The sequence below is a fragment of the Mycobacterium canetti CIPT 140010059 genome, assembly GCF_000253375.1.
Taxonomy (GTDB): Bacteria; Actinomycetota; Actinomycetes; order Mycobacteriales; family Mycobacteriaceae; genus Mycobacterium; species Mycobacterium tuberculosis.
In genome coordinates this window covers 4,053,792-4,066,922 of sequence record NC_015848.1, presented here as the reverse complement: position 1 = coordinate 4,066,922, position 13,131 = coordinate 4,053,792, and the positions used below count along the sequence as shown (strand labels likewise).

Below are 13,131 nucleotides of genomic sequence, written 5' to 3'. Positions count from 1 at the left end.
TGTTCTAGTCTTTCTCTAAGTTCGCAACCCGGAGAGGCAAAAGTAAGTGACGTCCATTCAACAGCGTGATGCTCAGTCTGTCTTGGCTGCCATCGATGATCTGCTGCCGGAGATTCGGGATCGCGCCCAGGCCACGGAGGATCTGCGGCGGCTGCCCGACGAGACCGTCAAGGCGCTCGACGACGTCGGCTTCTTCACCCTGTTGCAGCCGCAGCAGTGGGGCGGACTGCAGTGCGACCCTGCGCTGTTCTTCGAGGCGACGCGTCGACTGGCGAGCGTGTGTGGTTCCACCGGGTGGGTGAGCTCAATCGTCGGCGTGCACAACTGGCATCTGGCGCTGTTCGACCAACGGGCCCAAGAGGAGGTCTGGGGCGAGGACCCGAGTACGCGGATCTCGTCCTCGTACGCACCGATGGGGGCGGGCGTGGTGGTCGACGGTGGCTACCTGGTCAACGGGTCGTGGAACTGGTCCTCGGGCTGCGACCATGCCAGCTGGACGTTCGTCGGCGGCCCGGTCATCAAGGACGGCCGGCCGGTGGACTTCGGCAGTTTCCTGATCCCGCGCAGCGAATACGAGATCAAGGACGTGTGGTACGTGGTCGGCTTACGTGGTACCGGCAGCAACACCCTGGTGGTCAAGGATGTCTTTGTGCCCCGGCACCGGTTCTTGTCGTACAAGGCGATGAACGACCACACCGCGGGAGGGCTGGCGACCAACAGCGCACCTGTCTATAAAATGCCATGGGGCACAATGCATCCCACTACGATTTCGGCGCCGATTGTCGGCATGGCCTACGGTGCCTACGCCGCGCACGTCGAGCACCAGGGCAAGCGGGTGCGCGCGGCGTTCGCCGGGGAAAAGGCCAAAGACGACCCGTTTGCCAAGGTCCGTATCGCCGAGGCGGCCAGCGACATCGACGCCGCGTGGCGCCAACTGATCGGTAATGTGAGCGACGAATACGCGCTGCTGGCTGCCGGCAAGGAGATTCCGTTCGAACTGCGCGCCCGTGCGCGCCGCGACCAGGTGCGCGCCACCGGTCGCTCAATCGCCTCGATCGACCGGCTGTTCGAGGCGTCCGGTGCCACCGCGTTGTCCAATGAGGCTCCGATTCAACGGTTCTGGCGCGACGCGCACGCCGGTCGGGTGCACGCCGCCAACGACCCCGAGCGGGCATACGTGATCTTTGGAAACCACGAGTTCGGGTTGCCGCCCGGCGACACCATGGTCTAGCTGGTCTAGGCGAAATGACAGCTACCGAGGAATTGACGTTCGAATCCACCTCGCGCTTTGCGGAAGTGGACGTCGACGGGCCGCTGAAACTGCACTACCACGAGGCCGGCGTGGGCAACGACCAGACGGTGGTGTTGCTGCACGGCGGTGGGCCCGGCGCGGCGAGCTGGACGAACTTCTCGCGTAATATCGCGGTGCTGGCGCGGCACTTTCATGTGCTGGCCGTCGACCAGCCCGGTTACGGCCATTCCGACAAGCGGGCCGAGCACGGCCAGTTCAATCGCTATGCCGCGATGGCGCTGAAGGGGCTCTTCGATCAGCTGGGGCTGGGGCGGGTACCGCTGGTGGGCAACTCGTTGGGCGGGGGAACCGCGGTCCGGTTTGCGCTCGACTACCCCGAGAGGGCAGGACGGTTAGTACTGATGGGCCCGGGGGGCCTGAGTATCAACCTGTTTGCGCCCGACCCGACCGAGGGAGTCAAACGGCTGTCGAAGTTCTCCGTTGCGCCCACCCGGGAGAACCTCGAGGCGTTCCTGCGGGTCATGGTCTACGACAAGAACCTGATCACCCCCGAGTTGGTGGATCAGCGGTTTGCGCTGGCCAGCACCCCGGAGTCGTTGACGGCAACACGGGCGATGGGAAAGTCGTTCGCCGGAGCCGACTTCGAGGCCGGCATGATGTGGCGCGAGGTGTATCGGCTGCGCCAGCCGGTGTTGCTGATCTGGGGTCGTGAGGACCGGGTCAACCCGCTGGACGGCGCGCTGGTTGCGTTGAAAACGATTCCGCGTGCGCAGCTGCACGTATTCGGGCAGTGTGGGCATTGGGTGCAGGTGGAGAAGTTCGACGAGTTCAACAAGCTGACGATTGAATTTCTGGGAGGTGGCAGATGAGCATCCGGTCGCTGGGCTATCTGCGCATCGAGGCCACTGACATGGCTGCCTGGCGGGAGTATGGACTGAAGGTCCTGGGCATGGTCGAGGGCAAAGGGGCCCCAGAAGGGGCCCTGTATCTGCGGATGGATGACTTTCCGGCCCGGCTGGTGGTCGTGCCCGGTGAGCACGACAGGCTGTTGGAGGCCGGTTGGGAATGCGCGAATGCCGAAGGCCTGCAGGAAATCCGGAACCGCCTGGATTTGGAGGGCACGCCGTACAAAGAGGCCACCGCCGCTGAGCTGGCCGATCGCCGGGTGGACGAGATGATCCGGTTTGCCGACCCTTCCGGCAATTGCCTGGAGGTCTTCCACGGTACCGCGCTGGAACACCGCCGAGTGGTCAGCCCGTATGGGCACAGGTTCGTCACCGGTGAGCAGGGTATGGGCCATGTGGTGCTGTCCACCCGCGACGATGCTGAGGCGTTGCATTTCTACCGAGACGTGCTCGGCTTTCGGCTGCGTGACTCGATGCGGCTACCGCCACAGATGGTAGGGCGGCCCGCCGACGGGCCGCCAGCCTGGCTGCGTTTCTTCGGCTGTAACCCGCGTCACCACTCGTTGGCCTTCCTGCCGATGCCGACGTCCAGCGGCATCGTGCACCTGATGGTCGAGGTCGAGCAGGCCGACGACGTGGGTCTGTGTCTGGACCGGGCGTTGCGCCGCAAGGTGCCGATGTCGGCGACGCTGGGCCGGCACGTCAACGACCAGATGTTGTCGTTCTACATGAAGACGCCCGGTGGCTTCGACATCGAATTCGGTTGTGAGGGCAGGCAAGTCGACGATCGGGACTGGATCGCCCGGGAGAGTACTGCGGTCAGCCTATGGGGTCACGATTTCACCGTAGGCGCTCGCGGCTAGCCATGAGCGCTGGGCCGGTCGATCCACGCACGTTCCGCTCCGTGCTCGGTCAGTTCTGTACGGGGATCACTGTCATCACCACTGTGCACGACGACGTGCCCGTCGGGTTTGCGTGCCAGTCGTTCGCGGCGCTGTCGCTGGACCCGCCGTTGGTGCTGTTCTGCCCCACTAAGGTGTCGCGGTCCTGGCAGGCCATCGCAGCCAGCGGCCGGTTCTGCGTTAATGTGCTGACCGAACAGCAGCAGGATGTCTCGGCGCGGTTCGGTTCCAAGGAGCCCGACAAGTTCACTGGAATCGATTGGCGCCCTTCGGAACTAGGCTCACCGATCATCGAGGGTTCGCTGGCCTACATTGACTGCACGGTGGCGTCGGTGCACGACGGCGGCGATCACTTCGTGGTGTTCGGTGCCGTCGAGTCACTGTCAGAGGTCCCGGCGGTCAATCCGCGGCCGCTGCTGTTCTATCGCGGCGACTACACCGGCATCGAGCCGGAAAAGACCACGCCGGCGCACTGGCGCGACGACCTGGAGGCTTTCCTCACCACCACCACCCAGGACACCTGGCTCTAGTAGCGCGAGCAGACGCAAAATCGCCCATTTTGCGGGCGTGTTGGGCGATTTTGCGTCTGCGTGTGTCCCGAACGTGGGAGGGGAGTTCGATGTAGGAAGAGCTTGCTGAAGCGGTGCTGTGCAAGAGATGAAGGATTGTTGGCCCTTCGGAGTCGCCCTGCGGGGGGAGGCTTTAAACCACCACATGCTGCGGAAGTGGTGACGCGACCGTGGTGAGCGATGTGGAAAAGGCACGCATGACGTGTCAGGTGGGGATCGGGAAGGCGAGCGTAAGCGATTCGCTGTTGACGTGTCGAAACAAAAACAGGTGGCATCGAAACCGGGGGGTGCAGACGATCCCGGGAGGAGTCTGGCGGGTGCCCGCTGATTGGCCAGGCGGTGTCCGGCATGAAGGCGACGCGAGCCCGGTCTGCGGCTTTTGCATGGAACGGGAGAAGGCCGGATGCGACATTGCTCGTTCGGGTCACCGGCGGGCGAGAGGGAGCAGCCCGCGCGTGGCGCGGGTGTGAGTACCGTTGCGGGTCTGGCTGGCGGACCGGCTCGTAGTAGTGAGGAAGTCTCTGTAATGGGGATGGAGCGAAGGGGCCGGGTCATCTGTGACTGTGTTCGTGGGATCAACCGGACTCGTTGGGGTCGGGGAGGAGTCGTATGGGCGAGTTGAAGTCGCCGGGCAAGCCGTTTGAGATTTCGAAATGGGCGGTCCAGGAGGCATGGGAGAAGGTCAGGGCGAACAAGGGCGCACCGGGTGTGGACGGGGTATCGATCGAGGCATTCGAGGCCGACCTGGGCAACAATCTGTACAAGGTGTGGAACCGGATGTCGTCGGGGAGCTATTTTCCGCCTCCGGTGCGGGCGGTGGAGATACCCAAGCCGCATGGCGGAGGGACCCGGATGCTGGGCATACCCACCATCGCTGACCGGGTAGCGCAAACGGTGGTGGCTGAGGAGTTGACGTCGAGGGTCGAGGTGATCTTCCACGACGATTCTCATGGTTACCGACCGGGCCGCTCGGCGCTGGATGCGGTGAAGGCATGCCGGCAACGCTGTTGGAAAACCGACTGGGTGATCGATTTGGACATCCAGAAGTTCTTCGACGACGTTTCCTGGGACCTCATGCTCAAGGCGGTAGCGGCCAACACCGATCTGCCGTGGGTGATGCTGTATGTGCGCCGGTGGTTGCAAGCCCCGGTGGCGCTGCCCGACGGCACCCTGCAGCGGCGGGACCGGGGTACCCCGCAAGGGTCGCCGGTCTCGCCCGTGCTGGCAAACCTGTTCCTGCACTATGCGTTCGACACCTGGATGGCCAGGGAATTTCCCAGCGTCCGCTTCGAACGCTATGTCGATGACGCGGTCGTGCACTGTGTCACCGAGCGCCAGGCCCGCCAGGTGCTGGCCGCGCTGCAGGGCAGAATGGTCGAGGTCGGGCTGCGGTTGCATCCCGATAAGACCCGGATCGTGTACTGCAAGGACGGCAAGCGGCGCGGTGGCTATGAGCACACCTCGTTTACGTTCCTGGGGTTCACTTTCCGGGCGCGCGGAGCGCGGACCAAAGACGGCAGGATGTTCCTGTCGTTCTTGCCCGCGATCAGCAAGGACGCCTTGACTAGGATCAGTCGGGAGGTGCGGTCCTGGCGACTGCACCGCCGCAGCGGTTCCTCCTTCGGTGATCTCGCACGATGGATCAACCCGATCGTGCGGGGTTGGCTGGATTACTACGGTGCCTTCTACCGGTCGGCGCTGTATCCCCTCCTGACACGCATCAACGCCTACCTGATGCGTTGGGTCCGTAAGAAATACCGACGGTTGCAGGGACGTCGCCAGTTCCAACAGGCATGGCAGCGGGTTACTGCACAGTACCCGCAGTTCTTCGCCCACTGGGCCTGGACCACCGCCGTCCCCGCAGTCTGGTGATCAAGATGACAAGAGCCGTATGAACCGAGAGGTTCACGTACGGATCTGTGGGAGCCGGGGGGTGCGATTCCCCCCGGCTACCCGACTCGCCGATCAGCTCAGGGGGAGTCGCCAGCGTAGGCCCGGAAACCGGGCAAATGACCGGTCGGTGGTGATCCACGTCGCGCCGTTCTCGATTGCCAGTGCGGCGTGATAGGCGTCCGGCACCGCATTAGCCCGGGCGCCTACGTCGGCGCACAGGGATTCGAAGATCCCCCAATGACGCGGCCCTGGCCGTAACGCGACGGCGGCTGGTGCGGACCGCAGCGCATGGCATGAGTCCAACGCCTGCTGCGTGGTGCTCGGCTGCCGAAATACCCGATGGTTGGTGAGCAGCCGAATAACACCGGATAGCACGAGTTCACTTATCCCCACGGGTTCGTCGCCGGTAAGCAGTCTGGTAAGCCACGTCCGGTATGTCGCGTGGTTGGGGCAGCTGTCCTCGCGGATGGCGAATATGCAGACGCTTACGTCAAGGAGCAGCATTGTCGCCGATCAGTTCGGCGAGGGCTTCCTTGTCGTCCAAGTCGACACCGGCCTGCAAGCCTCCGGTGCCGTGGGTCGGCAGGTGAAACTCGCTGTTGCCGGATCCCTTCTCGGACCGCCGCAGCATGGCCCGCAGCGCATCCTCGAGTACTGCTCCCAGCGATCGCGATGTTCTCGCGGCGAGAATCTTCGCCTCGGCGAGCAGGTGATCGTCGATGTTGACAGTGGTGCGCATGAGGACATCATCATAGCATCAGTAACAGGCATCATGATGCGTTGCTGTGTCCGGCGCCGATCCTCCGACCCGCCGGGCATTCGGCCAGATGGCGCGAGCAGCCACCGGATGGGTGAGTGTCAGCGGGCAGTTTGCCGTAGCCGCCGACACGTGTCGCTGCGAGGGCACTTTGTTTGCCGTCGACCCAGAAACTCATGTGGCAAACCACAATCGGTGCGACATAGTTGGCCGGCTGCGCGACGAACGCCCGAATACCCTGCGGTCGGTCCGACGCGGCGACGAGGTCAGAATGGCTACATGGCACTGGATCTGACCGCGTACTTCGATCGCATCAACTATCGCGGCGCTACCGATCCAACCCTGGATGTTCTGCAGGATCTGGTGACCGTGCACAGTCGAACGATTCCGTTCGAGAACCTCGACCCGCTGCTGGGGGTGCCGGTCGACGACCTCAGTCCACAGGCGCTGGCCGACAAGCTGGTACTTCGGCGCCGAGGCGGGTACTGCTTTGAGCACAACGGGCTGATGGGTTATGTGCTGGCCGAACTCGGCTATCGGGTGCGCCGATTCGCCGCCCGCGTCGTCTGGATGCTCGCGCCGGACGCGCCCCTGCCGCCGCAGACGCACACCCTGCTGGGGGTCACGTTCCCCGGCTCGGGCGGATGCTATCTCGTCGACGTCGGATTCGGCGGCCAAACACCGAGCTCACCGCTTCGCCTCGAAACCGGCGCCGTCCAGCCGACAACGCACGAACCTTATCGGCTCGAGGACCGCGTCGACGGCTTTGTCTTGCAGGCGATGGTCCGGGACACATGGCAGACACTGTACGAATTCACCACCCAGACCCGCCCGCAGATCGATCTGAAAGTGGCCAGCTGGTACGCCTCAACACACCCGGCATCGAAGTTCGTCACGGGACTGACCGCCGCGGTGATCACCGACGACGCCCGGTGGAACCTATCTGGCCGCGACCTTGCCGTTCACCGCGCCGGTGGTACCGAGAAGATCCGCCTTGCCGATGCGGCAGCGGTTGTCGACACCCTGAGTGAACGGTTCGGGATCAACGTGGCAGATATCGGCGAGCGCGGCGCGCTCGAGACGCGCATCGACGAGCTATTGGCTCGGCAGCCAGGAGCCGATGCGCCGTAAGGCTTCTTCGATGTCGCCGCTTGGCCCGGCAAACGACATCCGAACAAACGAACCCCCCCGTGCGGTGTCGAAATCGATTCCGGGTGCGATCGCAACACCGGTGTCGGCCAGCAACTTTGAGCAGAAGGCCAGCGAATCGCTGGTGAAGTCCGAGACGTCGGCGTAGACGTAGAATGCGCCGTCGGTGGGTGCCAGCCGGTCGATGCCGATGCGACGCAGACCGTCCAGCAACAGCGAGCGGTTGATCGCGTAGCTGGCCAGGTTGCCGTCGGCCTCGGCGGTCGCCTCCGGGGTGAACGCGGCCACCGCGGCGATCTGCGACAAGACCGGCGGGCAGATGGTGAAGTTGCCGGTCAGGCAGTCCACCGCGCGGCGCAGCACCGTCGGCACCAGCAGCCAGCCCAGCCGCCAGCCCGTCATCGCGTAATACTTGGAAAAGCTGTTGACTACCACCGCGTTTCGCGACGTCTGCCAGGCGCAGCTGGTTTGCGGTGCCCCCTGGTACACCAGGCCGTGGTAGACCTCATCACTGATCAACCGGACATCCGATGCGTCACACCACGACGCGATGGCCGCCAGTTCTTCGGGCGGGATGACGGTTCCGGTCGGGTTGGCCGGGCTGGCGACGACGACACCGTGCAGCGGTGGGTCGATCTCGGCCAGCATCTGCGCGGTTGGTTGGAATCGGGTCTGCGGTCCGCACGGGATCTCCACGACCTCACATCCCAGCGCTGACAGGATATTCCGGTAGCACGGGTAGCCGGGACTGGCCATCGCGACCCGATCACCGGCGTCGAAGCACGCCAGAAACGCGAGCAGAAAGCCGCCCGAGGAGCCCGTGGTGATCACCACCGCATCGGGTTCGACGGTGATGCCATGCCGGCGTTGGTAATCCGCGGCGATAGCGTCGCGCAGCTCCGGAATACCCAGCGCCACCGAGTATCCCAACTGGTTGAGATGCAGGGCGGCGGCCGCGGCCGCACGCACCGGTTCCGGAGCGCCCGCACTGGGTTGGCCCGCCGAAAGATTCACCAGATCCCCATGGGTGCGCTGGCGCTCCGCGGCCGCCAACCAGACGTCCATCACGTAGAACGGGGGAACGCCGGCACGCAGGGCGACACGATCCGTCACGGCGACTCCCACACCTCAGATTCCAAACGGCGCAGCACCTCTCGTGGCGACTCGAGCAATTGTGCACTGCCGTGCGCTCGTTTGAAATACAGGTGCATGTCGTGTTCCCAGGTGATCGCGATGCCGCCGTGCAGTTGGATGCCCTCGGCCGCCGCGGTGCTCAACGCCTCGCTGGCGGCCAGCCGCGCGGTGGCGGCGTTGGTGGGTGTGGGCGCGTGGCAGGCGTCGGCGACGACGGCCCGGGCCGCGGCGATGGTCACATACAGGTCGGCCATCCGATGCTTGAGGGCCTGGAAACTGCCGATCGGGCGGCCGAATTGCACTCGGCTCTTGGCGTATTCGACGGTCAGCTGCAGGCAACGTTCGGCGGCGCCGATCTGCTCGGCCGCCAACAGGATTGCTGCGGTGTCGGCGATTCCGGGATCGGGGCACAGCGGCTCGGTCTCTTCGGATTGCAGGCGGGCCAGCCGGCGAGTGGGGTCCATGGTGGCGACGGGCTGCGCGCTAAAGCGAGTCCACCTGGTCAGCTGCCCGCTGGTGGCGGCGACGACGATATCGGCGATGTCGCCGTTGACCACGTAGTCGGGGTCCAGCACCAGCGCGCCGATCGCGCTGCCTTGGGCAAGCTCCGTGAGTGCTTGCGCATCCGGCTTAGCTGCGGCCAGCAGCGCCAGCTCCGCCAGCGTGGTGCCCAGCAGCGGAGAAGGCACCAGCGCCCGGCCCAGCTCCTGCACGACGATCGCGGCATCGGCGAGTTCACCGCCCGCGCCGCCCAGCTCCTCCGGAATGACCAGCGCGGCGGCACCGACCTGCTCACATAGCAGCCGCCACAGCGATTCGTCGTAGCCGCGGTCGGAGGCCATCGCTGCGCGCACCGCCGCCGGGCCGGCATGCTTAGCCACCAGGGAGGCGACGGTTTCCCGTAGCATCTGCCGTTCTTCTGGGGGGGTCATAGCGCCTCCAGCACTCGCCGCCGATGCTCCTGCGGCGTACCCCAGGCCGAGTGCAACGCCTGCACCCGCAACAACCACAGCGACAGGTCATGCTCGCAGGTGAACCCGATGGCGCCGTGGGTCTGCAACGCCGAGCGCGCCGCCAGCAGAGCCGCCTCGCTCGCGGCGGCTTTGGCGGCGCTGACATCGCGCGGCTCGAGTGACACGGCCGCGCCGTAAACCAGGGGGCAGGCCAGCTCGACCGCAATGTGCACGTCGGCGAGTTTGTGCTTGATGGCCTGATACGAGCCGATCGCCCGGCCGAACTGCGTGCGCTGTTTGGCGTAGTTGACGGCGGCCTCCAGCAGCGCCTGCCCGGCGCCGACCAGTTGTGCGGCGGTGGCCAGCGCCCCGAACTCATAGGCGCGCGCCACTACGTCTTTCGGGGCCCGCCAGGCCTGGCCGGATGCCGCCACCTCATACAGCCGCCGGCTGGGGTCGACGGACCGGTGGCAATCACCCGGCGTCCCTTCGGTGACGCTGCCATCGCCCGCGAGCAGTACCAGCCCGGCGGTGTCGGCGTCGACGGCGCGCGGAACCCGCGGCGGCATGGCCACGGTGGCGATGAGCTCACCGGAAGCTAGCCCATGGCTGCGTTCAGCCTGATCATCATGAGCCAGCAGAATCGGTGCCACGGCAATGGATTCGGTGACCGGGCCGGGCACGCACCAGCGCCCGAGACGTTCGAGCGCGACAACCAGATCGACCGGACTGGCACCCAGCCCGTCGAACTTCTCCGCTACGCCCAACGCGGTGACGCCCAGGTTGGCCAACTGCTGCCACACCTTGCGGCCGGGCGCCACATCACCGGCAGCCCAAGCACGGACGACGCCGGGCAGGTCGGCGGCGCCGAGCGCCGCGTCGATGCTGGCCGCGAAGTCGCGCTGCTGTTCGTTGAGTGCGAATTCCATGGTCACTTCTTCTCGCGTGGCAGGCCCAGCAGCCGTTCGGCAATGATGTTGCGCTGGATTTCGTTGGTCCCGGCATAGATCGGGCCGCCCAGGGCGAACAGCAACCCCTCGGTCCACGGGCCGGCCAGCTCCCCATCGGCGCCGCGCAGGTCGAGCGCGGTCTGATGCAAGTGCACGTCCAGCTCGGACCAGAACACCTTGGTCACCGACGATTCCGCCCCCAGTTCGCCACCGGCGGCCAGCCTGGTCACCGTGCCGAAGGTCTGCAGCCGGTAGGCCTGCGCCTTGATCCAGGCGTCGGCGACCTGGTCGGCGAACTCCGGGGGCGAGCCGCGGTCCTTCCACAGCTGGACCAGCCGTTCGGCGGAGGCCAGGAAGCGGGCCGGGCTGCGCAGCGACATGCCGCGCTCGTTGCTTGACGTGCTCATGGCCGCGCGCCATCCGTCGTTCGGTGCCCCGATCACATCCCGGTCGGGGACGAACACGTCGTCGAGAAAGATCTCACCGAAACCGGTGTCGCCGCCCAGTTGGGCGATTGGGCGCACGGTAACACCCTTGGCTTTCAGGTCGAACATGAAATACGTGAGCCCGCGGTGCCGTTCGGCCGCGGGATCGGAGCGGAACAGCCCAAAACCCATGTCGGCGAACGGCGCCCGCGAGCTCCAGATCTTCTGCCCGTTGAGTAGCCAGCCGCCGTCGACCTTGCTCGCGGTGGAGCGCAGCGACGCCAGGTCGCTGCCGGATTCCGGCTCCGACCAGGCCTGCGCCCAGATCTGTTCGCCGCTAGCCATTTTCGGCAGGATCCGGTCAAGCTGTTCGGCTGTGCCGTGCGCGAACAGCGTCGGCGCCAGCATCGAGGTGCCGTTGGCGCTGGCCCGGCCCGGGGCGCCGGCGCGAAAGTACTCCTCCTCGAACACGATCCAGTGCAGCAGCGGCGCGTCTCGGCCGCCATACTTAGCCGGCCAGGTGATCACCGACAGGCCCGCGTCGAACAGTATCCGGTCCCAATAACGGTGTTGTGCAAAGCCTTCCGCATTGTCGTAGGACTTCGTCGGGATCGATGCGGCATTGGCGGCGAGGAACTCGCGCACCTCGGCCTGAAAGGCCAGGGTCTCGTCGTCGAAATTCAGGTCCATCTAGCCCAGCTCTCGCAGTTGTGGTTTGCTCACCTTACCGGCGGCGTTGCGCGGCAGTACGTCGACGAACCGCACCGACCGGGGTGTCTTGAAGTTCGCCAAATGTTCACGGGTGTAAGCGATCACCGATGCCTCGTCGAGGCCCGTGCCGGGGCGCACCACCACGAACGCCCGGCCGACCTCGCCCAGCCGCTGGTCGGGAACGCCGATCACCGCGGCGTCCGCGACGCCGTCCATCCGGGCCAGCACCTGCTCGACCTCGGCGGGATAGACGTTGAATCCGCCGCAGATGTACATGTCCTTCAGGCGGTCGGTGATGCGCAGGTTGCCCGCCTGGTCGACGGCACCGATGTCGCCGGTGTGCAGCCAGCCGTCGGCGTCGATGGCGGCCGCGGTCGCCTCCGGGTCGTCCAGATAGCCCACCATGACGTTCGGCCCGCGCAGCAACACTTCCCCGTCGTCCGCAATGCGCAACTCAAAGTCGGCGAACGGCCGCCCGCACGTCGTCGCAACGGTCACTGCGTCGTCCTCGGGGCGGCACATCGTGCCCATCCCGTTGGCCTCGGTCAACCCGTAGGCGGTCAGCACGATGTCGATATCAAGTTCGGACTGCATGCGCTCCACCAGCACCACCGGCACGGTGGCCGCACCGGTGACCGCGAACCGCAGCGAACTTAGGTCATAGTCGTTGCGGGCCGGGTGGTCGAGCAGGCTCTGGTAGATGGTCGGCGGTCCGGGCAGCACGGTGATGCGGTGGCGCTCGATCGCCTGCAGCGCGCGCAGCGGATCGAACGTCACGTGCGGGATCAGCGTGGCACCGGTCTGCAGGCAGGCCAGGATGCCGGCCTTGTAGCCGAAGTTGTGGAAGAACGGGTTGATGCACAGGTAGCGGTCGTCGCTGGTGATCTTCCCGATGGCGGCCCAGGATGCCGAGGCCGACAGCGACTGCCGGTGCGCGCACAGCACGCCCTTGCTGCGGCCGGTGGTGCCGGAGGTGAACAGGATGTCGCTGACATCGTGCGGCGTGACGGCGGCGGCACGGGCTGGGACGGCATCCAGGGCCCCGGCACCCGTCGCGATGAACTCACCCCAGGACCCGTCGTCGGCTTCGACCGGCACCCGCACGACGTGCCGCAACGCGGGCAGCGCGGCCCGGTGCAGGCCGGCCGCCCGGTCGACGCCCAGGAAGAGGCCCGCCGCGAACAGCACCGGCGCACCGGCTCGGGCCAAGATGTCGGTGGCTTCTGTCGCGGTGTAGCGCGTGTTCAACGGCACCACCGCGGCGCCGGCGTGCTGGATCGCCAGGCAGGCCACCACCCAGTGCCAGGTGTTCGGCGACCAGATGGCCACCCGGTCTCCGGGTTCGACACCGAGGGCGATCAACGCCGCCGCGGCGCGGTAGACCGCGTCGCGCAGCTCGGTCGACGTGAAGCGTCGGTCCTCGGCGATCAACGCCGTGTGGTCGGGTAGCTGGCGCACGAGACGATCCAGCGCCGCGGGCACGGTGCGCAGATCGTTTATCAACGGACGCTCCTAACAAAGCAAGTGCTTG

General features: G+C 65.9%; 14 protein-coding genes. 7 read left to right on the top strand and 7 right to left on the bottom strand.

Annotated elements, in window-relative coordinates; all coding sequences use genetic code 11:
* Nucleotides 1-46 precede the first annotated feature (46 nt).
* The 5 genes from hsaA to ltrA all read left to right on the top strand — a co-directional run bounded on the left by hsaA (nucleotide 47) and on the right by ltrA (nucleotide 5,500).
* The gene (gene hsaA / locus MCAN_RS18815) at nucleotides 47-1,231 is read left to right on the top strand and encodes a 3-hydroxy-9,10-secoandrosta-1,3,5(10)-triene-9,17-dione monooxygenase oxygenase subunit (protein ID WP_003419383.1); all 1,185 of its coding nucleotides are present in this window, start codon (nucleotides 47-49) and stop codon (nucleotides 1,229-1,231) included.
* 14 nt (nucleotides 1,232-1,245) lie between these two features.
* Nucleotides 1,246-2,121, top strand: coding sequence for a 4,5:9,10-diseco-3-hydroxy-5,9,17-trioxoandrosta-1(10),2-diene-4-oate hydrolase (hsaD, locus tag MCAN_RS18810; RefSeq protein WP_014001814.1), 876 nt, complete (start codon nucleotides 1,246-1,248; stop codon nucleotides 2,119-2,121).
* Nucleotides 2,118-3,020, top strand: coding sequence for an iron-dependent extradiol dioxygenase HsaC (gene hsaC / locus MCAN_RS18805; protein ID WP_014001813.1), 903 nt, complete (start codon nucleotides 2,118-2,120; stop codon nucleotides 3,018-3,020). Before hsaD ends, hsaC begins: the two co-directional genes overlap by 4 nt.
* A gap of 2 nt (nucleotides 3,021-3,022) precedes the next feature.
* Nucleotides 3,023-3,589, top strand: a complete 567-nt coding sequence (gene hsaB, locus MCAN_RS18800) for a 3-hydroxy-9,10-secoandrosta-1,3,5(10)-triene-9,17-dione monooxygenase reductase subunit (protein ID WP_014001812.1) — start codon at nucleotides 3,023-3,025, stop codon at nucleotides 3,587-3,589.
* Nucleotides 3,590-4,237: 648 nt separating this feature from the next.
* Nucleotides 4,238-5,500 carry a group II intron reverse transcriptase/maturase gene (ltrA, locus tag MCAN_RS18795; protein WP_014001811.1) on the top strand — a complete coding sequence of 421 codons (1,263 nt, stop codon included), beginning with the start codon at nucleotides 4,238-4,240 and terminating at the stop codon, nucleotides 5,498-5,500.
* A 93-nt stretch (nucleotides 5,501-5,593) separates the two neighbouring features.
* Here the strand turns inward: ltrA and MCAN_RS18790 are convergent, their stop codons facing one another.
* Together MCAN_RS18790 and MCAN_RS18785 are read right to left on the bottom strand one after the other, a co-directional pair.
* Nucleotides 5,594-6,025: a type II toxin-antitoxin system VapC family toxin gene (locus tag MCAN_RS18790; protein ID WP_015303952.1), complete on the bottom strand. Its 432-nt coding sequence runs from the start codon at nucleotides 6,023-6,025 to the stop codon at nucleotides 5,594-5,596.
* A complete protein-coding gene (locus MCAN_RS18785) occupies nucleotides 6,012-6,260 on the bottom strand; it encodes a type II toxin-antitoxin system VapB family antitoxin (protein WP_041180166.1) in 249 nt (82 codons plus the stop codon). The genes MCAN_RS18790 and MCAN_RS18785 overlap by 14 nt, the downstream gene beginning before the upstream one ends.
* A gap of 46 nt (nucleotides 6,261-6,306) precedes the next feature.
* On the opposite strand from MCAN_RS18785, the gene MCAN_RS18780 reads away from it, so the two are divergent.
* Complete coding sequence (locus MCAN_RS18780) at nucleotides 6,307-6,573, top strand: hypothetical protein (RefSeq protein ID WP_003419367.1); 267 nt, start codon at nucleotides 6,307-6,309, stop codon at nucleotides 6,571-6,573.
* Nucleotides 6,558-7,409: an arylamine N-acetyltransferase gene (gene nat, locus MCAN_RS18775; RefSeq protein WP_014001810.1), complete on the top strand. Its 852-nt coding sequence runs from the start codon at nucleotides 6,558-6,560 to the stop codon at nucleotides 7,407-7,409. The genes MCAN_RS18780 and nat overlap by 16 nt, the downstream gene beginning before the upstream one ends.
* Here nat and MCAN_RS18770 read toward each other — a convergent pair.
* Genes MCAN_RS18770 through fadD3 form a run of 5 tightly spaced genes read right to left on the bottom strand, consistent with a single transcriptional unit; the run spans nucleotide 7,374 to nucleotide 13,103 of the window.
* Nucleotides 7,374-8,540 carry a pyridoxal phosphate-dependent aminotransferase gene (locus tag MCAN_RS18770; RefSeq protein WP_014001809.1) on the bottom strand — a complete coding sequence of 389 codons (1,167 nt, stop codon included), beginning with the start codon at nucleotides 8,538-8,540 and terminating at the stop codon, nucleotides 7,374-7,376. The two genes, nat and MCAN_RS18770, sit on opposite strands and share 36 nt — an antisense overlap.
* Nucleotides 8,537-9,493, bottom strand: a complete 957-nt coding sequence (ipdE2, locus tag MCAN_RS18765) for an acyl-CoA dehydrogenase IpdE2 (protein ID WP_003419352.1) — start codon at nucleotides 9,491-9,493, stop codon at nucleotides 8,537-8,539. Before ipdE2 ends, MCAN_RS18770 begins: the two co-directional genes overlap by 4 nt.
* Nucleotides 9,490-10,449 (bottom strand): acyl-CoA dehydrogenase family protein, encoded by a 960-nt coding sequence (locus tag MCAN_RS18760; protein ID WP_014001808.1) that lies wholly within the window; start codon nucleotides 10,447-10,449, stop codon nucleotides 9,490-9,492. The genes ipdE2 and MCAN_RS18760 overlap by 4 nt, the downstream gene beginning before the upstream one ends.
* On the bottom strand, nucleotides 10,446-11,579 hold the full coding sequence (locus MCAN_RS18755; protein WP_014001807.1) for an acyl-CoA dehydrogenase family protein: 1,134 nt from the start codon (nucleotides 11,577-11,579) through the stop codon (nucleotides 10,446-10,448). Before MCAN_RS18755 ends, MCAN_RS18760 begins: the two co-directional genes overlap by 4 nt.
* Nucleotides 11,580-13,103, bottom strand: coding sequence for a 3-((3aS,4S,7aS)-7a-methyl-1,5-dioxo-octahydro-1H-inden-4-yl)propanoate--CoA ligase FadD3 (fadD3, locus tag MCAN_RS18750; protein WP_014001806.1), 1,524 nt, complete (start codon nucleotides 13,101-13,103; stop codon nucleotides 11,580-11,582).
* Between the last annotated feature and the right edge of the window lie 28 nt (nucleotides 13,104-13,131).